The sequence below is a fragment of the Achromobacter sp. Marseille-Q0513 genome (genome assembly GCF_018195695.1).
Taxonomy (GTDB): domain Bacteria; phylum Pseudomonadota; class Gammaproteobacteria; order Burkholderiales; family Burkholderiaceae_B; genus Achromobacter.
The window spans coordinates 11603-33473 of sequence record NZ_JAGTJY010000007.1 but is presented as its reverse complement, the minus strand read 5'-3'; the positions used below and the strand labels follow the sequence as shown (position 1 = coordinate 33473).

Genomic DNA, 21871 nt, shown 5'->3' with positions numbered 1-21871 from the left:
AATTGGAAAAAGTATGTGCGGGCTGGTTGGCCAAGTGAATTGGGCGGGAATCGATCCCGGCTCTGCGGTGAACATGCAGCAGGCGCTGGCGGCTATCGAGTCGAGAGGCCCCGACGGTCGCGCTGTATGGGAGGATGATCAATGCCGTCTCGGACATTTGCGCCTGGCGATCATTGACCTGTCGACCAATGCTTCTCAGCCGATGGCTTCGGAGTCGGGGCGGTATTACATCGTCTTCAACGGTGAGATCTACAACTACTCCGAGATAAGAGAAGCCATTGGCGATAGCTACAACTGGCATTCGGAATCTGACACCGAGACCATCTTGGCAGCCTATCAGAAATGGGGCAACGAATGTCTCTCCAGGCTGCGGGGCATGTTTGCTTTCGCAATATGGGACCGCGAAACCAAGCGGCTCTTCGCTGCTCGCGACAGGCTCGGCGTCAAGCCGCTTTACTACACTAGCGATGCGGGCGGCTTTGCGTTCGCTTCTCGGCCTCGCGCACTATTTCAACTGCTGCCAGAATTGCCGCGCAAGCCGGACCCGCAAGCCTTGCGCCTGTATCTCGAGGCTGGCTATGTGCCGGCTCCGTATTCTTGCTTTGCCGCGATCAGGAAATTGGAACCTGGGCACTATATGGAGGTCACTGAAGCAGGGGTGTCCACCAAGTGTTACTGGTCCTTGGATAGCATCGGCACGGACCCGGCGCTGGAACAGGCGACGGAGGCAGAATTGCTGGACCAGCTTGATGGGTTGATAGACGAATCCATCCGGCTGAGGTTGGTGAGCAATGTGCCTGTGGGAGCCTTTCTGTCGGGAGGTATCGACAGTTCGCTTGTCGTTGCATACATGAAGAAGCATGCATCCGGAGCGCTGAAGACCTTTACGATCGGCTTCGAAAGCAAGGAGTTTGATGAAAGCGAGCATGCCCAAGCGATTGCCGATCATCTAGGCACCGAGCACATTTGCCAAAGGATGACACCGGAAGATCTGCTTGCGCTGATGCCGACGTATCTGGAGCAGTTTGACGAGCCGTTCTTCGACTACTCCGCCTTCCCTGTCATGGCAGTCTCCCGGCTTGCGCGCGACCACGTGACAGTCAGCTTGTCTGGCGACGGGGGGGACGAGGCATTTGGTGGATACCACTATTACGCCCATGCCGAGAGGCTGGCAATCACCCAGAGATTTCCCAAGTTGTTGCGGCATATCGCCGGATCCATACTGACGAAGTCCATGGGGCACAAATTGGCGCTGCTTGGTAATGCGCTCAAGGCGAAATCGAATGTGGGTGTCTTTGCTTTCATGCGTAGCGCCATGAAGGATTTCACCGATGTGATGTCTCCCCGCTTGCGCGATAGCACCATGTCGATGGCGGAAATGTTCGAGCTGCGCCGGCGCCGAATGCCTGAGGGCCTTTCGGCGGCTGAAGCAGCCATGCGGTTGGATGTCGCCTATACCTTGCCGGACGATTATTTACAGAAGGTGGATGTAGGCAGCATGGCTTTTTCCCTGGAGGCTCGGGATCCCTTGCTTGACCATGTCATCATGGAATGGGCCGCGCGCCTGCCTTTGAAATGGAAAGTGCGTGGGGGTGTCAACAAGTACCTTTTGCGACAGCTGGCGTATCGCCATATGCCCAAGGAATTGCTGGACCGGCCCAAGATGGGCTTTGGCGTCCCCATGGCGGACTGGTTGCGCGGTCCACTTAAGAACTGGGCGGAACAATTGCTTGAGCAGACTGCCGCCATGGAAGCGCTCGGCCTGGATGCAAAGAGAGTGCGCACGCTTTGGGAGCTGCATCAAAGCGGCGCCCGCAATGCGCACAGTTGCCTGTGGACTATCCTAGTGCTGCTTCAATTCAACAACAGCGGTCGCTTCGATGAAAATAGTCATTAACTCTCTGTCTTCTCGCATGGGCGGCGGTCAGACGTATATCAAGAATCTGCTCGCCCGATTGCCGAAAAATGAGGATGTTGAGATCTATGTCTATGCACCCGCTGATTTGGAACTTCCTACTGGAAGGAATCTGACTCGGCTGTCGCCAGACGTGAATCTAGATAATCCACTTCGCCGGGCATTCTGGGAAAAGATAAAGTTGCCACGCATTTTGAAGGAAATGAATGCGGATATTCTCTTTTGTCCAGGCGGTTTGCTGAATACTCCAGTGCATGATGGATGCAGAACTGTAACCATGTTTCGCAACATGGTTCCGTTTGACGACCGCGTCAAGCGGGAGACACCTTTTGGATTGCAGAGAATCCGTTCCAGGATTCTCAAGCCATTGATGCTGAAAAGCATGAAGAAGGCAGATCTGGTTATTTTCATTTCCGATTATGCGCGTTCAGTCATTGAGAATTACATTTCCGTCAAGCGCGCGGTGACCATTCCTCATGGCATATCTCAGCATTTTCTCAGTCATAAGAAGGCTGGCGCTGAGGTAACACGCATCTGCGACGAAGAGTACATACTCTACGTCTCGCGATTTGAGTCGTACAAGTGCCACATGGAAGTGGTGAAGGCTTATCAGCTCTTGCCGGACCATGTTCGAAAGCAATACAAGCTTCTGCTTGTTGGCGAGAATGAGGGCGAATTCGGTGATCGCGTTAGAAATTGGATAATCGATGCCAATTTGACTGACCGCATTGAAATGGTGGGAAAGGTCAATTACCAGAATCTGCCCGACGTCTATCGAGCGGCCAAGCTGACGCTGTTTGCGTCTTCCTGTGAGAACTGCCCCAATATCCTTCTGGAAGCGCTTGGAGCAGGCCGGCCTATCGCGTGCTCGGCCATCATGCCCATGCCCGAGTTTGGAGGCGATGCGGTCGTATATTTTGATCCACACGATCCCAAGCAAATTGCCCGCAGCATCGTGGATATACTTTCGGATGATGCCCTGGCGCAAGCCTTGTCGGACAAGGCGATAGCGCGGAGCGAAATGTACGATTGGGCGACCACGGCTCGCAGGACGTGGGATGAAATCCTTGCGCTAGGACGTGCCAAGGGCTGAACACCACATCCAGCCCGAACCCGCAGTGGGCCGACGGTGGTTGCCAACCTGGCGGACATGGACGACGATATTCCGTTCTGAACGGCATCCGGTCGCATCCCCCAAACCCGGCAAGTCGATGACTTGCCGGGTTTTTTATTGCCCCGGCAAGCTGCGCGGACAGCCTGTGCATATCCCTGTGGGCAAGGCAGTGGGTAGCCTGTGGAAACGCTGTGTATTCACTGTGGACAAATCCGGCTCGCGTAGCCCGTATTTTCTTGCCAAAACGTAATCCCCGGGTTCGGTTCGTGTCACCGGACCCTGCGTAGAGTGTTTCGGATTCGCCGGCAAGCCGGCAGCCCCCATTCGAGACTGCTACGCGTTCCATGCCTGATCCTCATGTCCTGCGCCGGCCTCGCCGCTATGGCAAGGACGGCCCGTGAAGACCTCTGCTTCGCCGGCCGCCGGGCAATCCCGGTCCATCGCGCAGCGCCTGCTGGCCAGCAGCGCCGTGGCCAGGATCCTGCGCAATCTATACCGCTGGACCCACTCGCGCGCGCTGCGCCATAACCAGGTGCTGTGGCCGCTGTTGCGCATCGAGCGCGATGACCTGGGCAGGCTGGCGCGTTGCGCCTTGCGCTGGGGCGTCACGCCCGTCCAGACCGCCTTTTCCAGCATCCGGCGCCCCGCGGGCGATGTCGCCCACCTGATCCTGAGCGGCCCGTCGGTGGCCGATATCGGCTATTCCGAACTGGACCTGCCCGCGGTGATGGGCGTGAACGGTTCGATCGCGCTGCGGCGCTGCCATCCGCACCTGCGTTTCTCGTACTACGCGATGCTGGACGCCGGTTTCGTGTCGCGCCGCCGCGACCTGGTTGCCGACGTGCTGGCGCAAGACCTGCTGCTGTTCGTCACGCCGGAGGTGCTGCGCGGGATCGCGCAGCTGTTTTCGCCGGGCGACGTGCGTTGCCGCATCGCGGTCTTCGAGGAAGTGCACCAGCGCGCCTACCAGCCCCGCGCGCAGCCGGAACAATTGGCGCGGACGCTGCGCGGCGACCTGGACCTGGTGCTGTTCGATGCCCATGCGCCGGTGCATCCGCTGGGCTTCAGCCTGGATCCGGCCCGCGGGCTGTTCGGCGGCGGCACGGTGGCCTATAGCGCCTTGCAGCTGCTGGTCTGGCTGGGATTCCGCACGCTCTATCTGCACGGCCTGGACCTGCGCGGCGCGAGCACTTCGCCGCGCTTCTACGAGTCCGCCGATGCGCGCCTGCCGAGCGCGCTGGACAGGCAGTTCGACTCGCACATCGAGCCCGCTTTTCGCGGCGCCAGCCGGTTGCTCGGCTTGCGCGGCCTGCGGATCTACAACCTGTCGCCCGACAGCGCCCTGGACGAGAGCGTGTTTCCCAAGCGCCACTGGACGACGCTGAAGCGGCACGCGCTTCCGTCCTGATCCCGCGGCGCGGCGGCAATCCCCGTTCGTTCAAGGCCACTTCATGCGCATTCTCTATACCAATTTTCACCAGGCCGACGGCGGCGGCCATACCACCTACGTGCTGTCGCTGGTGCGGGCGCTGCGTGCCGCGCACGACATCGTGGTTGCCGCGCCGGCCGGCAGCCGCCTGTTTCTGGAAGCCTCGGGCATGCCGGGCGTGCGTGTCGTGCCGATGGAATTCAAGGGCGGATTGCTCTCTGCCTGGCCACAGATCCGGCGCATGCGCGCGTTGCTGAAGATCGAGCGCTTTGACCTGGTGCACGTGAACGGCGCGGCCGATCACCGGCTTTGCATGCTGGCGAGCACGGGACTGCGCGGTGGGCGTCCGGCGATCGTCTACACGCAACACAATTCGCGTTCCGGCCGCAGCCTGGGCGCGGCGTTGCGGGCTCGCCTGGCCACGGATCGCGTGATCTGCGTCAGCGAACATACCCGGCGCGGCCTGATGCGCTCTCCCTACGCGGGCTGTGGCTTGCGCACGGTGAAAAATGGGGTCGACGTGGACTATTTCACGCCGGCCACGCCGGCGCAGAAGGCGCTCGCCCGCGAACGCTGGCTGCCGCCATCGCAGACAGGCTGCCTGGTGGTCGGCAGCAATGCCGGCACCGCTGCGTACAAGAACTGGCCTGACATGCTGGAAGCCGTGGCCATGTTGCCTGGCGCGCTGCGCAGGCGGATCGTGGTGCTGATCGCGGGCGAGCCGCCGGACGAGGACCAGTTGCGGTGCGTCGCGTCGCTGGGAATGCAGGACCGCGTGATCTTCGTCGGCCTGCTTGGCGATGTGCGGCCGTTCCTGGCGGCGCTGGACCTGGGTTTCGTGTTGTCGTCCCGCGTGGAGACGATTTCCTTCGCCTGCCGCGAAATGATGTCCATGGGTTTGCCCGTGGTGGTGAGCAACGTCGCGGGCCTGCCGGAAAATGTGGAAGACGGCGTGGACGGCTGGGTCGTGCCGGCGTGTGCGCCGGCGGCCGTGTCGGAGGTGCTGCGCGAGGCGCTGCGCGAACCCGAGGCGCTTGAGGTCATGGGCGAGGCCGCGCGCGCCAGGGCGCTTGCCGAGTTCGGATTGCCGCGCTTTGTCGCGCAGACACAGGCGGTGTACCAGGAGGCGCTCGATCTGCCGCAGCCCAGCCGCCTGTGGCCCATCGGATGGTTCGCCTTGGGCGCCGCCACGTTCTGGGTCCAGGACCTGCTCATCTGAGGGCCGGCCTGGTGCGCCGGCATTGGTGAAATATGTTGTTTCACAATAGCCGCTTGCGCTATCTATCTACTAGTAGGTAATATTCATCCATCGACGCAGCGGACCAACAAGCCCGCAAGGTCGAATCCAGAAATACAGTGGCAAGCAGTAAATTTTTTTACCCTGAGTATCTATCTATAAGTAGATAGCCAAATAACAGCAAGACCTGATTCCAACCGGAGATCCCTCATGAAGACCCTCGTATCCGCCCTGATCCTGTCCGCTTCCTTCATCGGCGCCGCCCAGGCCGGCGAACTGGACTATCCGCCCGCGCTGGACACGCACAGCAGCGTGACGCGCGCCCAGGTCCAGCAAGAACTGGCCGCGGCCCGCGCCAACGGCGAGCTGGTGTCGGGAGAAGAAGGCTACGCCGTCGCCACGTTCGTCCAGACCGGCGACAAGACCCGCGCCCAGGTACAGCAAGAGCTGGCTGCCGCCCGTGCGCAAGGCCTGACCGAAAGCGGCGAGCTGGACTACCCGCCCGTCCGCGGCTGATCATTTCTCTTGATACCTATCTATAAATAGATAGTTTCATGCGCTCAATCATGCGCAACCCGTTTACTGGAGATCCCTCATGAAGACCCTTGTTTCCGCCCTGATTCTTTCCGCCACGTTCATGGGTTCGGCCTACGCCGGCGAGCTGGACTATCCGCCCGCCCTGGATACGCAGAGCAGCCTGACCCGTGTCCAGGTCCAGCAGGAGCTGGCCGCGGCCCGTGCCAACGGCGAGCTGGTGTCCGGTGAAGAAGGTTATCCCGCCACCGCCTACGCCCAAGCCGGTAACAAGACTCGCGCCCAGGTGCAGCAAGAGCTGGCTGCCGCCCGTGCGCAAGGCCTGACCGAAAGCGGTGAACTGGATTACCCGCCCGTGCAAGGCTGAGCACCATGCAAGCAAGCGCGAGCCTCGGGGGGCGGGATGGCTATCCCGGCCGGGGCTCGCGGGCGCGCAGTTTTGCAGATCGAACGCGTAGCGTTTACGACGATGACGAACCGATCTATTAGTAGGTAATATTCAGCCATGGATACCCCGACCTCCGCCAAGTCTCCGGCCGCTTCCTCGGCCAATACCCGCGACCAATTGCTGGCCCACGCCGAAAAGCTGATCCGCACGCGCGGCTGCAACGGTTTCAGCTATCGCGACCTGGCCGAGCATGTGGGCGTGAAGACGTCCAGCATCCATTACTACTTTCCCGGCAAGGACGACCTGCTGTACGAAGCAGTCGAGGCGTATAGCGCCCGCGCGCTGGCGGCCGTGCGCGCCATCGACCAGTCCCTGCCCGCGCGCGCGCAGCTCGAGGCCTACCTGTCGCTGATGGAGTCGCGTGCCTGTGATTCCGGCGAGTTGTGCCTGGGCGGCATGCTGGCCGCCGAAGTCATGACGCTGCCGGAGCGGGTGCGCGGCGCGCTGCAAGGATTTTTCCGCGCGCATGAGGCCTGGCTGGCGCGCCTGCTGGCCGAGGGCAAGGCGCAGGGCACCCTGAAATTCAACGGCACCGCCGAGTCGGCGGGCCGCGCGGTGTTCGCCACCGTGCAGGGCTGCATGCTGGTGTCGCGCCTGTTCCAGCAGCCGCCCGCGTTCTGCGAGGCCATCGGCGCGCTCTACGTGCCGTGCAAGGACTGAGGCGCGGCGCCGCTACCGTTCTGTTCTTCCCCGATCCCGGCCGCGACGCGTATGCTCGCGGCCGTGTTCATTGGCGTCGCCAATCCGGGCGATGGGTAGCCTAGTGTGCTGTCCCGCAGATACGCCCGCACGAAATCCACCCCTAGCCGCCATGGCGTCGTTGCAAATCCTCGTGATACCTACGGGTATCACTGCGGTTTGCGCCTAGCCCTGACGTCTATGGATGAATTTCGTCAGGCGGACGTACCTACGGGACAGCACACTAGCGCAGGGACTGCAGCACGTCCGTGCTGCCGCGGGTCTGCATGCCCAGTTCGCGCATGCGCTGCAGGAAGGCGGTCTGCCCCGCGTTGAAGCCCGTCACCGGACTCATGCAATCCGTCAGCAGCACGATGCGCGACAGTTTGCCGCCCGGCAGGTGCTGGGCCAGGTCTTCGACCGTGGCCTTGACGCAATGGCTGCCCGCCTCGCCCGCGATCAGCAGCAGTTCGGCGCGGTCCAGCGCATCGAGCAGGCCGCGATTGAGCTGGGTGCGGGGATCGTCCGGGTCCGGCACCTCGGCCATCAGCGCGCTGTAGTGCTCGGTCCAGGGATTGGTGCCCTTGGGCACCTTGCGCACGATGTGCTGGCCCGCGTCTTCCCAGCGGCTGTAGGCCGCGCGCACGTCGGCATGGACGTTGTGGCCCCAGCTGCCGATCTCGCAATGGATCGGCCACACCATCAGCGTGTAGCGCTTGCGCGCTTCCAGCTCCTGCAGATAGGCCAGCGTGCGCGGCAGGTCGTCGTCGTGGCGGGGCAGGAAATCACCCGCGCGGACCTGGGCGGCGGTGATGGATGTGAAGGGCGCCACCGGCCGGCCGTCGCCGGTGCGCCAGAAGGTCGGGTGCGCGATGTCCAGGCGATGATGCGAATCCAGCGTCACCGTGATGGCCGTGAGCGCGGGCGCGGCGGCATCGATGAAGCGGGCCAGCCGCTGCATGTCGGCGTGCGCGCCGGCCACGGGCAGCGCCGGTTTCACGGGCTGCCCGCTGAGCGGATCGACGGGCAGGTAGGCATCGGGAAGGTCGCAAAAATCATTTTGCGGATCGACGATCAGCAGCTGTACGGAGCGGGACATGACGCGGTTCGGAGGGGAAGTTCCTGCAATATAGAACGGGATGCGCGCCATGCGTTAGAACAGCACCAGGTGTTCCGACCGGTCCGGCAACTGGCGCGAGAGCGCGCGCAGCGCACGCCAGGCCTGCGCCAGCACCGCGAGGACGACGATGACGACAAGAATCCACATGGCTCTATCCTTCTTAAATTCGCACGATCGTGCGAAATTGGTCGCAAGAAACGCCGGCACGGGCCGGCGCGGGTTGGGGCTTACTCGATGTAGCTGAAGCTGCGGTAGGTGGAGATCAATCGTTCATACGCCCTGCGCACCCGCTCGTGGGCCTGCGGATCGCGCAGGAAGCGCGCGTCGTGCATCAGGCCCACCATCAGGCTGTAGATCTCGAACACCAGTTGCTCCGGGTCGGTGTCGGGGCGCAGATGGCCGGCTTCCAGCGCCTGGCCGGCGGTACGCACCAGCGCCGCGCGCCAGCGTCGGACATTGTTTTCCAGCAGCGGCCGCAACGGCGATTCGCGGTCGTCGTATTCGAAGGCGCCGGCCACGTAGATGCAGCCGGTCAGCGTCTCGACATTGCAGGCGCGGTCTATCCAGTGCGTCACCATCGCGTTCATGCGCGGCAGGCCGCGAGGCTGTTCCAGCGCCGGGGTGAACACGGCGGCGACGAAGCGGCGGTCGTACTCGTCCAGCACGGCTTGCAGCAGCGCTTCGCGCGAACCCACGCGCGAGAACACGCCGCTCTTGCTGATGCCCAGGTGCTTGGCGACCTGTCCCAGCGACAGGCTCTCCAGCCCCTGGGCGGCGGCCAGATCCAGCGCGGCGTCCACGATGGCCGCGTAGGTGAGCTCGCTTTTTTCCGTTTTGGCAGACATGGGCAGAATTTAGCACGACCGTGCTAAAAGAACATGACTTTAAATTGGGGGCGGTTGAAAATCGGCGGCAGGCGCGACGTAGCGCGTCGGCAATGCGAAGCGCCCGGCGGGCAGGCAGGACATCGGAGACGCGTCGGCGATCGGCGTCGAGACTGGTGGCCAAAAAAAACCGGACAGCTTGCGCCGTCCGGCTTTCTGGCGATACCGCGTCGCTCAGGCCTGCGCGGCCTTGAACTCCTGGCGGTACTTGTGCAGCAGCGGCTCGGTGTAGCCGTTGGGCTGGGTCAGCCCCTCGAAAACCAGCGCGCAGGCCGCCTTGAAGGCCAGCGAGGTATCGAAATGGCCGGCCATCGGACGATACAGCGGATCGCCGGCGTTCTGGCCGTCCACCACCTTGGCCATGCGCTGGAAGGTCTCCATGACCTGCTCGCGCTGCGTCACGCCGTGGCGCAGCCAGTTGGCGATGTGCTGGCTGGAGATGCGCAGCGTGGCGCGGTCTTCCATCAGGCCGACGTTGTGGATGTCGGGCACCTTGGAGCAGCCCACGCCCTGGTCGATCCAGCGCACCACATAGCCCAGGATGCCTTGCACGTTGTTGTCCAGTTCCTGCTGGATGTCGGCGGCCGACCACTTGCCGCGGTCGCCGACCGGCACGGTCAGCAGCCCGCCGAGCAGTTCGTCGCGCACGTCGGTCAGGCGGATGCGCTCGAGTTCCTGCTGGACGGCTTGCACGTCGACCTGGTGGTAGTGCAGCGCATGCAGCGTGGCGGCCGTGGGCGAGGGCACCCAGGCGGTGTTGGCGCCGGCCTTCGGGTGCGCGATCTTCTGCTCGAGCATGGCGGCCATCAGGTCGGGCATGGCCCACATGCCCTTGCCGATCTGGGCGCGGCCGCGCAGGCCCGTGTCCAGGCCCACCAGCACGTTGTTGCGTTCATAGGCCGCGATCCAGGCGGTGGACTTCATGTCGCCCTTGCGCAGCATCGGGCCGGCTTCCATGCTGGAGTGCATCTCGTCGCCGGTGCGGTCCAGGAAGCCGGTGTTGATGAAGGCCACGCGCGGCGCGGCGGCCGCGATGCAGGCCTTGAGGTTGATGCTGGTGCGGCGTTCCTCGTCCATGATGCCCATCTTGAGCGTGTGGCGCGGCAGGCCCAGCAGGTCTTCGACGCGGTCGAAGATCTCGCTGGCGAAGGCGGCTTCGACGGGGCCGTGCATCTTGGGCTTGACGATGTAGACCGAGCCCGTGCGGGAGTTGAGCTTGTTCTTGCGATCCTGCAGCGCGGCCAGGCTGGTGACCACGGCATCCAGGATGCCTTCGGGAATCTCGCGGCCTTCGCGGTCCAGCACGGCGGGGTTGGTCATCAGGTGGCCGACGTTGCGCACGAACATCAGCGAGCGGCCGTGCAGCGTCAGCGCCGAGCCGTCCGGCCGCGTGTACTGGCGGTCGGCGTTGAGCTTGCGGGTGAAGGTCTTGCCGCCCTTGCTGACCTGCTCGGTCAGGTCGCCCTTCATCAGGCCGAGCCAGTTGCGGTAGATGTGGACCTTGTCCTCGGCGTCCACCGCCGCGACCGAATCCTCGCAGTCCATGATGGTGGTGAGCGCGGCCTCGAGCAGCACGTCCTTGACGCCGGCGGCGTCGGTGGCGCCGATGGCGTGGCCGCGGTCGACCTGGATCTCGAAATGCAGGCCGTTGTTCTTGAGCAGGATGGCCGACGGCGCGTCGGCCTGGCCCTGGTAGCCGATGAGCTGCGACGGCGACTTCAGCGTCGTGGCGCCGCCGGCCAGCGTCACGCGCAGCTGGCCCTTGTCGATGGCGTAGCTGGTGGCGTCGGCGTGCGAGCCTTGCGCCAGCGGCGCGGCCGAATCAAGGAAGGCGCGGGCGCGCGCGATCACGGCGCGGCCTCGCTCGGGGTTGTAGCCCTTGCCGTCGTCGCCGGGCGTGGCGGGAATGGCGTCGGTGCCGTACAGCGCGTCGTACAGGCTGCCCCAGCGGGCGTTGGCGGCATTGAGCGCGTAGCGCGGATTGGATACCGGCACCACCAGCTGCGGACCGGCCTGCTGCGAGATCTCGGTATCGACGTTTTCGGTGGTGGCGCGCACCTGGGCGGGCTGCGGCAGCAGGTAGCCGAGGCCTTCCAGGAACTTGCGGTAGGCGGCCGGGTCGGCGATGGGGCCGGGATGCGCGCGGTGCCAGGCGTCCAGCTCGGCCTGCAGGCGGTCGCGTTCGGCCAGCAGGGCGCGGTTCTTCGGCGCCAGGTCATGCACCAGCGCCGAGAAGCCTTGCCAGAAGCTGGCGGCGTCCAGGCCGGTGCCGGGCAGGGCTTCCTGTTCGATGAACTGGTTGAGATTGGCCGCCACTTGCAGGCCGTGATGCTCGATGCGTTGCGTCATGCTGATCTCTGACTGAGGGGTATGGCTGGACGGCGCCGCGAGGGGCGCCGGACGGATCGGTCATCGCACATGATCGTCCGCGCGCGTGCCGATGTCCATACGAAAACCCGCTGGTCATACCAGTTTGTTTACGCCAGTTTTGGCAAGAATCAATTTTTTATGGTTTCATATCAGCGACTTACAGAGGGATGATGCAAGGCGATCGTGCCGGACGGCCGCTTGGTCATACCACTGGTCCGGAGTGGGCATGTACGCGGAAACCGAAGAAAAACCCCGCCAGGTGGCGGACGAAGTGGCCGAGCGCATCGAGCGCCTGATCCTGGACGGCGTGCTCAAGGCCGGCCAGGCCCTGCCGTCGGAACGGCGTCTGACCGAAAAGCTGGGCGTATCGCGCACGGCGTTGCGCGAAGGCCTGAAGCTGCTGCGCGCGCGCGAGATCATCCATACCTCGCAGGGCAAGGGCTCGTTCGTGGCCCAGATCTCCAAGGTGGACGCCGGGCCGCTCATGCACCTGTTCAACTCGCAGCCGCGCACGCTGTACGACCTGCTCGAGGTGCGCTCGCTGCTGGAGGCCGAGTCCGCCCGGCTGGCCGCGCTGCGCGGCACCGAGGCGGACTTCATCATGATCCGCCGGCGCTATGACGAGATGATGGCCGCCCAGGGCATCGAGACCGACGCCGCCACGCACGCGCATCTGGACCACGCCTTCCACCGTGCGATCTGCGAGGCCTCGCACAATCCGGTGCTGGTGCACACGCTGCAATCGCTGACCGACCTGCTGCTGGGCTCGGTCTTCGCCTGCGTGAACAATCTTTATCACCGCGAGCCGGAAAAAAAACTAATCGACCGTCAGCACGCGCGCCTGTACAACGCCGTGATCGCGCGCCAGCCCGAGCAGGCCCGCCGCGCTGCCGCCGAGCATGTGGACAGCGTGCGCCAGAGCCTGGCGGACATCGAGCAGGAAGAGCAGCGCCTGGTGCGCGCGACGCGGCGGCTGGAGGGCTGGGCCTAGGCCGGCGCGCGAAGGGTCGCGCTCCGGCTTGCGGCATTCGCCAGGCGCCGGATCGCAGTCGCCTGGCGAATGCCGTGACGCTGGATGTCAGCGGTCGTTCAATACCGCGCTATCCAGGGCCAGAGGCTTGCCGGCATAGACGCGGCCAAAGCGGTTCTGCAGCAGGTTCTCCAGCGCGATCGTCTCCTGCCCGACAAAACCGCGTTGCGGCAGCGCGCCCTGCGTCACCAGGTCCAGCGCCGCGCAGATGCCGGCGGCGGTCGACAGCTGGATGGCGCTGAGCCGGTGGCCGTCCACGTCGGCGCCGAACACGCGGATCGGATACGACTCTTCTTCCAGCCGGCCGTGGCGGTGGCCGGAGGCCGAGGCCAGGATCACGATCACGTCCTGCTCGGTGGTGGGGATGGCGGTCTCGAAGATGTCCTTGAGCAGGTCGCGCCGGTCGCGCAGCCGCAGGTCGTTGAGCAGCAGCTTCATCAGGTTGCAGTGGCCCGGGTAGCGCACCGACTTGTAGTCCACGTTGCGCGCGCGGCCCAGCAGGGTGGCGGGCAGGGTGCCCAGTCCGCCGGAGGTGTTGAAGGCTTCGTATTCGACGCCGTCCAGCGCGAAGGTCTCATAGCCTTCCAGCGCGGGCACGCTGCTGAGCTGGCCGTCGACGATGGCTTCGCAGGGGTTGCAGTATTCGTTGATCAGCCCTTCCGTGCTCCACGTCAGGTTGTAGCGCAGGCTGTTGGACGGATAGCGCGGCAGCGCGCCCACGCGCATGCGCAGGTCCAGCAGCGTGTCGAAGCGGCGCGCCAGCGCGTTGCCGACGATGCCGATGAAGCCGGGCGCCAGGCCGCATTGCGGCATGAGCACGCTGCGCGCGTCGGCCGCCAGCGCCTGGATGGCGTGGGTGCTGGCCACGTCCTCAGTCAGGTCGAAATAGTGCACGCCGGCCTTGGCGCACAGGCCCGCGACCGCGATCGCGCGGTGAAAGGGCAAGGCGTTGAGCACCGCATGGCGGCCTTCGATGGCGCGCGCCAGCGCGTCGTCATCCGGGATCAGCCGGGTTTCGCAGCCCAGTTCGGCCACGGCGGCGAGCCGGGCCGGATCCTGGTCGGCCACCAGGACCGAATAGTCGCCGCTGCGTTCCAGCATCAGGGCGATGGCGAAACCGATTTTTCCGGCGCCCAGCAACAGGACGGGTTTGGTGGCGGTGGACATGAGGCGTCTCCTGCGGATAGGGAGCGGGTTGGGATGGCCTCATGCTATGCCTGGGTACTGTCGATTTGTAGAGCACAAAACGCCGTAACGGCTATATGTAACGTTGTTTCGACGAAACAAGACATCAAATCGACAAAAACAAAGCCCTTCCGCCTTGTGGCGGAAGGGCTTTGCTGCGCCTGGGCCGGACCCGTGAGGGTAGGTCCGGCGCGCGGCGGCTGGATCAGCTGCCCAGGGGCGGGTAGTCCAGGTTGCCGTAGGTCACCAGGCCGGCCGTCTTGGCTTGGGCCAGTTCGTTCTGGACTTCGGCGCGGCTCAGCGTGCTGGCTTGCGACTGGGCGACGGGCGGGTAGTCCAGGTTGCCGAAGGTGACGACGCCGGCGGTCTTGGCTTCAGCCAGCTGGGCTTGCACTTGCTGCGAGCTCAGGCTCGACGTCTGGGCGATGGGGGCGGGGTAGCCTTCTTCGCCGAAGGTGTATTGGCCCGACACCTTGGCCTGTTGCAGCTCGGCCTGGACCTGGGCGCGCGACGGGCCGGTTTCAGCGGCTTGGGCGCCGGCGGCGATGACGGACATGGACAGCATCAAAGCGGTAGCAAGGGTTTTCATAGCAGACCTCCATTTGTCTTGAGCTTGGGATCCGAACCTCGGGCCTGATTGCGGGGGGTTCGCTTGCTGTGTCCCGATGAGATGCATTCTGTGCTCAATGTCTCCCCGGATAAACCCTGATTCCCTGAAAACATCTTTCCAAAATCAGTACTAATGGAGATAGATTCCACCAAATGGATCCATAGATGGCGATATTTCCAGTGAATGACATGTAGCGAATGGGCGACGCCGGGAGGGCCGCGGTCGCGTTGGAGCAGCGGGATGGGTGGGGTCAGGCTGCTGGATGGCCGGCGGCGGACTCCAGCCGGCGCGACGGCTGGCGCGTTCAGCGCCGCCTTGCCTCTTGTCGTCGATGCCGGCGTGGGCGCCGCGGCAGCCATGCGGCGCCGACCGGCAATACCGGCCGGCGCCAAGCGCTGCGTGTAGTCGGGTTTAGCGGTTCAGGTCGGCCAGCGCGGCGTCGTACTCGGCGCGCGCCTCGTCCAGCTTGCGCTGGGCCTTGTCGATCTTTTCCTGCTTGCCCTTGGCGCGAGCCTGCTTGAGTTCGCCTTCGCGTTCGGCGACCTTGTTCTGTTTCTCGCGCACGTCGGCTTCGCGCTGGTTCTGCAGGCGGCTATCGGTGCAGTGCGCCTTGGCTTCGGCCAGCGCGCGGCGCAGGCCGGCTTCCTGGCGGCTGTTGCCGTGCGCCTGGGCCTGCGCGATGTCGTTTTCGATCTGGCAGAACTTGGCGGCGCAGCCGCGCGCGGCCGAGCAGTCGGCTGCCTGGGCGGGACCCGTGGCCAGCAGGGCAAGGGCGGCGGCCGTCATGAGCGTAGGGAACAGGGCACGCATGCGGAAAACTCCTGGATGATCGAAGGAGCTTTCATCATCGCGCGGCGCGAGGCGCCGGGCAATGTGCCCGGCGCAAAGCCGGCCGCGATTTCAGACGATGGCTGATTGCTCAGCGGATCAAGGTGCCCGCCAGCGCGGCCGCGATCAACAGCGCGCCCAGCCACAGGTTGGCGCGGAACAGGCGGAAGTTGCGGGCGGGGTGCTGGATGTCGAAGACCTTGAGCTGCCAGGCCAGGTGCAGGGCCACGGCGGCGATGCCGACGTAGTAGGCCCAGGACATGCCGATGGCGTAGCCTCCCCAGGCCCACAGCACGACGGTGGCCAGGTAGAAGCCGCCGATCCACAGTTTGCCCTGGTCGCCGAAACGCATGGCGGTGGAATGCAGGCCCAGGCTGCGGTCGTCGCGCACATCCACATAGGCGTAGATGCTGTCGTAGCCGACCTGCCACAGCACCGCGCCCAGCCACATGGCCACGGCGGCCAGCGGCAGGTGGTTCTGCGTGTCGGACCAGGCCATCAGCATGCCCCAGTTGAAGCAGATGCCCAGCACCACCTGCGGCCAGTAGGTCACGCGCTTGCACAGCGGATAGACGAAGACGAAGGGCAGCACGGCCACCGCCAGCCAGCGGCTCATGTCGTTCAGGAAGAACAGCAGCGAGCCGCAGACCAGCAGCTGGCCGATCAGGAACGCCACCGCCTGGCGCATGCTCAGCTGCCCGCTGGTCAGGGGGCGAAAGCGCGTGCGCTCGACGTGCTTGTCGAAGTCGCGGTCGCACATGTCGTTGACCGTGCAGCCGATGCCGCGCATCAGCAGCGCGCCCAGCGAGAACACGATCAGCCGTTGCAGGTCAGGCAGCCCGCCCGCGGCCTGGACCAGCGCGGCGATACAGGGCAGCAGCGTCAGCCAGGTGCCGATGGGCCGGTCCAGCCGGCAAAGGCGGGCATAGGGACGCCAGGACTTGGGCAGCCAGCGTTCGACCCAGTCGGTGAAGACGATGTCGCTGAGGTCGACGGGGGATTGGGGCGAGGCGCTCACTGTCACGGGTTTGAGGAAGGGGGAAAACCGACAGCATAAAACAACAACGGCCGGGCATCTGCCCGGCCGTGACTTCGATACCGCAGGTGGGCTTACCTTACACAGCCTCTTTCAGAAGCTTGCCGAGGATGGCGATGCCCGTGCGGATCTTGTCTTCCGGCACCGTGGCGAAGCTCAGGCGCAGGGTGTTGGCGCGGCCGCCGCCGCTGTAGAACGGCGCGCCCGGCACGAAGGCCACGTTCTGGGCGATGGCCTTCTCCAGCAGCTTGGCGCTGTCCATGTGCTCGGGCAGCGTGACCCAGATGAACATGCCGCCTTCCGGCTTGGTCCAGCTGACGCTGGCCGGGAATTCCTTCTGGATGGCGTCCAGCATGCAGCTGCCCTGCGCGCGGTAGATCTCGCGCACGTTGGGCAGGTGCTCTTCCAGGAAGCCGTCCTTGACGATCTCGTACACGGCCATCTGCGTCAGCGTGGGCGTGTGCAGGTCGGTCGCCTGCTTGGCTTGCACCAGCTTGTTGATGATGGGGCGCGCGGCGGCGATGAAGCCCAGGCGCAGGCCGGGGGCCAGCACCTTCGAGAACGTGCCCAGGCGGACGACGTTGGCGCCGTATTCGGCGGCCAGCGTCAAGAGGCCCGGCTGCGGCTCGCCGGCATAGCGCAGTTCGCCGTAGGGATCGTCTTCGATGATGGTCAGGTTCAGCTCGGCGGCGCGCTTGACCAGTGCGATGCGGCGTTCCAGGCTGAGCGTGCGGCCGGTGGGGTTCTGGAAGTTGGGCAGCGCATAGAGGAAGCGCGCGCCGCTGGCCAGCTCGGGGGTGATGGCCTCGGGGATCAGGCCGCCGTCATCGGTGGGCACCGGCACGTACTTGGGCTGGTACAGGCTGAACGATTGCAGCGCGCCCAGGTAGCTGGGGTCTTCAACCAGGATCTTGCTGTCCTTGTCGATCAGCACCTTGCCCAGCAGGTCCAGCGCCTGCTGCGAGCCGGACACGATCAGGACCTGGTCGGGCGACACGTCGGCGCCGGCGCGGGTCAGGTCTTCGGCGACCCACTTGCGCAGCGGCGCGTAGCCTTCGGTCGGGCCGTACTGCAGCGCGGCGCGGCCGTTGGTGGACAGGACCTTGTCGAACGCAGCGCGTACCACTTCTACCGGGAAGCCGCCGGGCGCAGGCAGGCCGCCGGCGAACGAAATGACTTCGGGCCGCTCGGTGACCTTGAGGATCTCGCGGATGGCGGAACTGGTGAGCTGCTGGGCGCGTTCCGAGAAGGAAAACGCAGGTTCGAAAGGCTTGTCCATGGATGGGCTTCTTGACCAAGAAGGGTTGGGAAAGGGATGCCGGCACGGGCGCCGGCGAAAATCTATTGTCACACAGGCGCGCGGGCCGGCCCCTTTTATGCTGGCGGGCCCTAAAATCACTTGCATCGATAAGCGCCTGTACAGTTACATTTACTCATATGTTTGAAGCCGCCCCGATTTCCGCCGATTCCAAGCCTGCCCTGTACGCCGAGCTGGCCGCGCAGGCCCGCGCGCTGCTGGAAGGCGAACACGACCGCATCGCCAACGCCGCCAACCTGAGCGCGCTGGTCTACCAGGCCTTGCCGCAGCTGAACTGGGCGGGCTTCTATCTCTACGACGGCACCGAGCTGGTGCTGGGCCCGTTCCAGGGCAAGCCGGCCTGCGTGCGCATTCCGCTGAATCGCGGCGTGTGCGGCGCGGCCGCCAGCCAGCGACGCACGCAGCGCGTGGCGGACGTGCACGCGTTTCCCGGCCACATCGCCTGCGACGCGGCCTCGCGTTCCGAGATCGTGGTGCCGCTGGTTCGTGACGGCGAGTTGATCGGCGTGTGGGACGTGGACAGCCCGGTGCCCGACCGTTTCGACGCCGACGACCAGGCTGGCATGGAAGCGCTGTGCGCGATCTTCCTGGCCAGCCTGCGCTGAGCGTCCGTTGCGCAGCGGGCGGCCGGCGCCGTTGACAGCCTGCCTGCCGCCCGGTAGATTTCCGCATCCGCGCATGCCGCGCGGCGCTTTCCGATTCATGATGATCCAGGCCATTCAATCCGCTGCCCCGTTCCGCGCCCTGTGCGTGGCGCTGGCTGCTGCCGGCCTGAAATCCAAAAAACAGCCGCTCATCTGACCGGAGCATGCTGTTCCGTCAGATGGGCGACGGAACAGCGGCCTTCCTGGCGGCGCATGGCGCCGCCCGCGACCTCCCAGCGCATTCCCGAGCACTTCTGTACGGTCCAACCACGGTCCATACCGAAGGAGTGTTCTCTCATGCCGACTCAAACATCCCCGTTCCAGGGCATCTGGATTCCCCTGGTCACGCCGTTCTCGGGCGGCGCCGTCGATGGCGGCGCGCTGCGCCGGCTGGTGCGTTACTACGCCGCGGCCGGCGTTGACGGCCTGGTCGTGTGCGGCAGCACCGGCGAGGCCGCGGCGCTGGACGACGCCGAGCAGCTGGCCGTGCTGGACGCGGTGCTGAACGTCGCCGACGGCCTGCCCGTGATGATGGGCCTGGCCGGCAACCACCAGGGCCATGTGCTGCGCCGCCTGTCGGCCTTCGGCACGCGGCCGCTGGCGGGCATCCTGGCGCCCGCGCCGTACTACGTGCGGCCCGGACAGGCCGGTGCGTCCGCCTATTTCCGCTGCCTGGCCGACGCCTCGCGCTTCCCGCTGGCGCTGTACGACATTCCCTACCGCACCGGCGCTACGCTGGACACGGCCTCGCTGCTGGAGCTGGCGGCGCACCCGAACATCGCGGCCATCAAGGACTGCGGCGGCTCGCTGGAAAAGACCGTGGCGCTGATCGCCGACGGCCGGCTGCAAGTGATGGCAGGCGAGGATTTGCAGACGCTGTCGACCTTGTGCCTGGGCGGCTCCGGCATCATCGCGGCCGCCGCGCACATCCGGCCCGACCTGTTCGTGGCGCTGTACCGCGCCGTGCGGGAGCAGCGGCTGGACCAGGCCCGCGCCCTGTTCCTGGCGCTGGCGCCGATGATCCAGCTGGCCTTCGCCGAGCCCAATCCCGGACCCGTCAAGGCGCAGTTGGCGCGGCAGGGCCTGCTGACCGACGAGCTGCGCGCGCCCATGCCGGCGGCCAGCGCCGCGCTGGCGGACCGCCTGCAGGCGGCGGTGGCCGAGCTGGACCGTGCGTTTCCGCCGCGTTGAGCGCGGCGCGGGCGCCTGCAGGCCGCGCGGATGGGGCGTCCGGCAGGCTTTGTCCGCTTCGGATTCATTTGGTAATACATGCCTCCCCCGGATGCTGACGGATTGCTTATGATGCGGCCATTCTCCGGGTGAAATAAAAACTCCATGGCCCAAGCTTTTCAAGCCTTGTCCGTCTGGCAGGTCATGCTGGCGGGGCTGCTGTTTTTCGGCGGTATCTACCTGCTGTTCGGCGCGGCCACCTGGCTGCTGACGCATCACATCCTGCCCGCGCTCGGCATCGGGCGCCCGCTGGATCCGCGTCCGCTGGCGCCGGGCCAGCTGCGCCGCGAGCTGGCGCAGTCCGGCGTGTCGGTGCTGTTGTTCGGCACCGGCATGGTCTTTCCCTGGGGGCTGCTGCAGCTGGGCTGGGCGCATCTGGATCCGGACGCCAGCTGGCAGAAGATCACGCTGGAGATCCTGTTCCTGCTGGCCTGGAACGACGTGCACTTCTGGGTCAACCACCGCCTGCTGCACACCCGGCCGTTGCGGCGCTTTCACCTGCCGCATCACCGCTCGGTGGTGACCACGCCGTTCTCGACCTACAGCTTCCATCCGATCGAGGCGCTGATGCTGGGCAACGTGATCATGCTGCCCATGATGCTGCACGACTTCAGCTTCTGGTCGCTGGCCTCGGTGCCGCTGTTCAGCCTGTTCTTCAACTGCATCGGCCACGCCAACTACGATTTCTTCCCCAAGGTGTCCTATGCGCACTGGTTCGCCGCCAGCCGCCGGCACCACCTGCATCATGCCTGCTACAACGGCAATTACGGTTTCCAGTTCACCTTCATGGACCGGCTGTTCCGCACCCGGCTGAAGGCCGACGCGGCCGCCGCCCAGCTGCAGGCTCACCAGAAGCGAGAGTCGCTTGGCGGACGCGCGTAGCCGGCGCTTTGCGTTGCCCACGCTGCGCAACCGGCGCGACTGGCAGAGCCTGGCCTATCTGGCCGCGCTGCCGGCGCTGGCGGCCTGGCAATGGATCCACGGCTTCTGGTGGCCGCTGTATGCGCTGATGCTGTTCCTCACGCTGGGCATCGGCGTGATCCACCACAACCACACGCACCTGCGCATGTGGCGCGGGCGCTGGGCCAACCGCGCCACCGACTTCTGGATCACGTTGCTGCAGGGACACCCCACCTTCGTGTTCTATCCGGCGCACGTGGCCAACCACCATCGCTACAAGCACGGTCCGGACGACAAGGCGCGCACCTATCGTTTCGGCGGCGACACCAACCATCTGTGGGGCTACCTGATCCATCCGGCGCAGGCGGTCTGGGTGCTGTATCCGCTGTTCTTCACCTGGCTGGGCCGGCTGCGCCGGCACTGGCCCGGCGCCTGGCGCTACTGCATGGCGCAGTACGGCGCCTGGCTGGGCCTGTGGGCGGGGCTGCTGGCGCTGAACCCGGCCAAGGCGCTGGTGTTCGTGATCGTGCCGCAGCTGCACGGCCTGCACTGGCTGCTGGCCACCAATTACCTGCAGCACGCCCACGCCGATGGCGGTCCCGGACGCGGCGCGGCGCTGAGCTACGCGCGCAATTTCGAGGGCCTGCTCAATCCGCTGCTGTTCAACATCGGCCTGCACACCGCGCATCACGAGCATTCGCGCGCGCACTGGGCCGAGCTGACCGAGCTGCACTACGGCCGTTACCGCGACCAGGTGCCCGCCGCGCTGAACGAAGGCGGCCTGGTCCCCTACATGTTCCGCGTTTTCGTGCTGGGCGCGTTCAGCCCGCGCTTCCGTACCCGTTCCCGCATGGCGGCCGAGCACATCCGCTAGGCCGCCACGCACATCACCAGAGGTCGTCATGCCCATCGCGTTTCATCGTGTCTACCTGGAAAGCGCCGGCTATTTCATGCCGGGCGAGCCCGTGTCCAATGACGACATGGACCGCTACATCGCGCCGCTGAACCGCATCTCGGGGCGCATCAAGCAGCGCATCCTGGCCGAGAACGGCATCAAGCAGCGCCATTACGCCATCGGGCCGGAAGGCGAGACCGTGTTCAGCAATGCGCAGCTCGCCGCCAACGCCATCCGCGACTGCCTGCGGCGCAACGAATCCGAGCTGGCCGACGTGTCGATGCTGGCCAGCGGCTCGTCAGGCGGCGACGCGCTGATGCCGGGCTTCGCCAACATGATCCAGGGCGAGATGGCCGCGCATCCGATGGAAACCCTGTCGGTGCACGGCATCTGCGCCGCCGGCGTGTCGGCCATCCAGGCGGCCGCGCAGGGCGTGGAAATGGGCGGTCACGCCAGCGCCCTGGCC

Annotated in this window: 20 protein-coding genes and 1 pseudogene; 13 read left to right on the top strand and 8 right to left on the bottom strand. The window is 65.2% G+C overall.

Going from position 1 to position 21871, the window contains the following annotated elements:
- The first annotated feature begins 13 nt into the window (after positions 1-13).
- From asnB to KDH83_RS03190, 7 genes are all read left to right on the top strand, one after another.
- A complete protein-coding gene (gene asnB / locus KDH83_RS03220) occupies positions 14-1897 on the top strand; it encodes an asparagine synthase (glutamine-hydrolyzing) (RefSeq protein ID WP_212312743.1) in 1884 nt (627 codons plus the stop codon).
- On the top strand, positions 1881-3008 hold the full coding sequence (locus KDH83_RS03215; protein ID WP_212312741.1) for a glycosyltransferase family 1 protein: 1128 nt from the start codon (positions 1881-1883) through the stop codon (positions 3006-3008). The genes asnB and KDH83_RS03215 overlap by 17 nt, the downstream gene beginning before the upstream one ends.
- Positions 3009-3426: 418 nt before the next feature.
- Complete coding sequence (locus KDH83_RS03210; RefSeq protein WP_349291595.1) at positions 3427-4437, top strand: hypothetical protein; 1011 nt, start codon at positions 3427-3429, stop codon at positions 4435-4437.
- A 43-nt stretch (positions 4438-4480) separates the two neighbouring features.
- Positions 4481-5677, top strand: coding sequence for a glycosyltransferase (locus tag KDH83_RS03205; protein WP_212312739.1), 1197 nt, complete (start codon positions 4481-4483; stop codon positions 5675-5677).
- Between the two features lie 228 nt (positions 5678-5905).
- Positions 5906-6211: a DUF4148 domain-containing protein gene (locus KDH83_RS03200; RefSeq protein WP_212312737.1), complete on the top strand. Its 306-nt coding sequence runs from the start codon at positions 5906-5908 to the stop codon at positions 6209-6211.
- 79 nt (positions 6212-6290) lie between these two features.
- Positions 6291-6596: a DUF4148 domain-containing protein gene (locus KDH83_RS03195; RefSeq protein ID WP_212312735.1), complete on the top strand. Its 306-nt coding sequence runs from the start codon at positions 6291-6293 to the stop codon at positions 6594-6596.
- A 138-nt stretch (positions 6597-6734) separates the two neighbouring features.
- Positions 6735-7337 carry a TetR/AcrR family transcriptional regulator gene (locus KDH83_RS03190; RefSeq protein WP_212312732.1) on the top strand — a complete coding sequence of 201 codons (603 nt, stop codon included), beginning with the start codon at positions 6735-6737 and terminating at the stop codon, positions 7335-7337.
- Between the two features lie 262 nt (positions 7338-7599).
- Here KDH83_RS03190 and KDH83_RS03185 read toward each other — a convergent pair whose 3' ends face one another.
- The 3 genes from KDH83_RS03185 to KDH83_RS03175 form a co-directional block, all read right to left on the bottom strand.
- Positions 7600-8454 carry a cysteine hydrolase gene (locus KDH83_RS03185; RefSeq protein ID WP_212312730.1) on the bottom strand — a complete coding sequence of 285 codons (855 nt, stop codon included), beginning with the start codon at positions 8452-8454 and terminating at the stop codon, positions 7600-7602.
- A gap of 248 nt (positions 8455-8702) precedes the next feature.
- Positions 8703-9320 (bottom strand): TetR/AcrR family transcriptional regulator, encoded by a 618-nt coding sequence (locus KDH83_RS03180; RefSeq protein WP_212312728.1) that lies wholly within the window; start codon positions 9318-9320, stop codon positions 8703-8705.
- Positions 9321-9533: 213 nt separating this feature from the next.
- The gene (locus KDH83_RS03175) at positions 9534-11708 is read right to left on the bottom strand and encodes a malate synthase G (RefSeq protein WP_212312726.1); all 2175 of its coding nucleotides are present in this window, start codon (positions 11706-11708) and stop codon (positions 9534-9536) included.
- Positions 11709-11955: 247 nt separating this feature from the next.
- Between KDH83_RS03175 and glcC the strand changes: the two genes are divergently transcribed.
- Complete coding sequence (gene glcC, locus KDH83_RS03170) at positions 11956-12720, top strand: transcriptional regulator GlcC (RefSeq protein ID WP_212312724.1); 765 nt, start codon at positions 11956-11958, stop codon at positions 12718-12720.
- Positions 12721-12807: 87 nt separating this feature from the next.
- On the opposite strand, the gene KDH83_RS03165 is transcribed toward glcC, so the two are convergent.
- The 5 genes from KDH83_RS03165 to KDH83_RS03145 form a co-directional block, all read right to left on the bottom strand.
- Positions 12808-13926, bottom strand: coding sequence for a saccharopine dehydrogenase C-terminal domain-containing protein (locus tag KDH83_RS03165; protein WP_212312722.1), 1119 nt, complete (start codon positions 13924-13926; stop codon positions 12808-12810).
- Between the two features lie 223 nt (positions 13927-14149).
- A complete protein-coding gene (locus tag KDH83_RS03160; RefSeq protein WP_212312720.1) occupies positions 14150-14533 on the bottom strand; it encodes a DUF4148 domain-containing protein in 384 nt (127 codons plus the stop codon).
- A gap of 432 nt (positions 14534-14965) precedes the next feature.
- A complete protein-coding gene (locus KDH83_RS03155; protein ID WP_212312718.1) occupies positions 14966-15364 on the bottom strand; it encodes a DUF1090 domain-containing protein in 399 nt (132 codons plus the stop codon).
- 109 nt (positions 15365-15473) lie between these two features.
- Positions 15474-16400 (bottom strand): 4-hydroxybenzoate octaprenyltransferase, encoded by a 927-nt coding sequence (gene ubiA / locus KDH83_RS03150; RefSeq protein ID WP_212312717.1) that lies wholly within the window; start codon positions 16398-16400, stop codon positions 15474-15476.
- A 97-nt stretch (positions 16401-16497) separates the two neighbouring features.
- Entirely contained in the window at positions 16498-17697 is a 1200-nt protein-coding gene (locus KDH83_RS03145) for a PLP-dependent aminotransferase family protein (protein ID WP_212312716.1), read from the bottom strand.
- Positions 17698-17855: 158 nt separating this feature from the next.
- Between KDH83_RS03145 and KDH83_RS03140 the strand changes: the two genes are divergently transcribed.
- The 5 genes and pseudogenes from KDH83_RS03140 to KDH83_RS32440 form a co-directional block, all read left to right on the top strand.
- On the top strand, positions 17856-18341 hold the full coding sequence (locus KDH83_RS03140; protein WP_212312715.1) for a GAF domain-containing protein: 486 nt from the start codon (positions 17856-17858) through the stop codon (positions 18339-18341).
- 336 nt (positions 18342-18677) lie between these two features.
- Positions 18678-19571: a 4-hydroxy-tetrahydrodipicolinate synthase gene (dapA, locus tag KDH83_RS03135; protein ID WP_212312714.1), complete on the top strand. Its 894-nt coding sequence runs from the start codon at positions 18678-18680 to the stop codon at positions 19569-19571.
- A 144-nt stretch (positions 19572-19715) separates the two neighbouring features.
- On the top strand, positions 19716-20492 hold the full coding sequence (locus tag KDH83_RS03130) for a sterol desaturase family protein (protein WP_212312713.1): 777 nt from the start codon (positions 19716-19718) through the stop codon (positions 20490-20492).
- Positions 20476-21384: a fatty acid desaturase gene (locus KDH83_RS03125; protein WP_212312712.1), complete on the top strand. Its 909-nt coding sequence runs from the start codon at positions 20476-20478 to the stop codon at positions 21382-21384. The genes KDH83_RS03130 and KDH83_RS03125 overlap by 17 nt, the downstream gene beginning before the upstream one ends.
- Positions 21385-21412: 28 nt before the next feature.
- Positions 21413-21871: pseudogene (locus tag KDH83_RS32440) on the top strand (3-oxoacyl-ACP synthase); the annotation flags it as partial.

Coding starts and splice junctions, on each gene's coding strand:
- asnB (WP_212312743.1), top strand. CDS start 14: ATGTGCGGGCTGGTTGGCCAAGTGAATTGGGCGGGAATCGATCCCGGC.
- KDH83_RS03215 (WP_212312741.1), top strand. CDS start 1,881: ATGAAAATAGTCATTAACTCTCTGTCTTCTCGCATGGGCGGCGGTCAG.
- KDH83_RS03205 (WP_212312739.1), top strand. CDS start 4,481: ATGCGCATTCTCTATACCAATTTTCACCAGGCCGACGGCGGCGGCCAT.
- KDH83_RS03200 (WP_212312737.1), top strand. CDS start 5,906: ATGAAGACCCTCGTATCCGCCCTGATCCTGTCCGCTTCCTTCATCGGC.
- KDH83_RS03195 (WP_212312735.1), top strand. CDS start 6,291: ATGAAGACCCTTGTTTCCGCCCTGATTCTTTCCGCCACGTTCATGGGT.
- KDH83_RS03190 (WP_212312732.1), top strand. CDS start 6,735: ATGGATACCCCGACCTCCGCCAAGTCTCCGGCCGCTTCCTCGGCCAAT.
- KDH83_RS03185 (WP_212312730.1), bottom strand. CDS start 8,454: ATGTCCCGCTCCGTACAGCTGCTGATCGTCGATCCGCAAAATGATTTT.
- KDH83_RS03180 (WP_212312728.1), bottom strand. CDS start 9,320: ATGTCTGCCAAAACGGAAAAAAGCGAGCTCACCTACGCGGCCATCGTG.
- KDH83_RS03175 (WP_212312726.1), bottom strand. CDS start 11,708: ATGACGCAACGCATCGAGCATCACGGCCTGCAAGTGGCGGCCAATCTC.
- glcC (WP_212312724.1), top strand. CDS start 11,956: ATGTACGCGGAAACCGAAGAAAAACCCCGCCAGGTGGCGGACGAAGTG.
- KDH83_RS03165 (WP_212312722.1), bottom strand. CDS start 13,926: ATGTCCACCGCCACCAAACCCGTCCTGTTGCTGGGCGCCGGAAAAATC.
- KDH83_RS03160 (WP_212312720.1), bottom strand. CDS start 14,533: ATGAAAACCCTTGCTACCGCTTTGATGCTGTCCATGTCCGTCATCGCC.
- KDH83_RS03155 (WP_212312718.1), bottom strand. CDS start 15,364: ATGCGTGCCCTGTTCCCTACGCTCATGACGGCCGCCGCCCTTGCCCTG.
- KDH83_RS03145 (WP_212312716.1), bottom strand. CDS start 17,697: ATGGACAAGCCTTTCGAACCTGCGTTTTCCTTCTCGGAACGCGCCCAG.
- KDH83_RS03140 (WP_212312715.1), top strand. CDS start 17,856: ATGTTTGAAGCCGCCCCGATTTCCGCCGATTCCAAGCCTGCCCTGTAC.
- dapA (WP_212312714.1), top strand. CDS start 18,678: ATGCCGACTCAAACATCCCCGTTCCAGGGCATCTGGATTCCCCTGGTC.
- KDH83_RS03130 (WP_212312713.1), top strand. CDS start 19,716: ATGGCCCAAGCTTTTCAAGCCTTGTCCGTCTGGCAGGTCATGCTGGCG.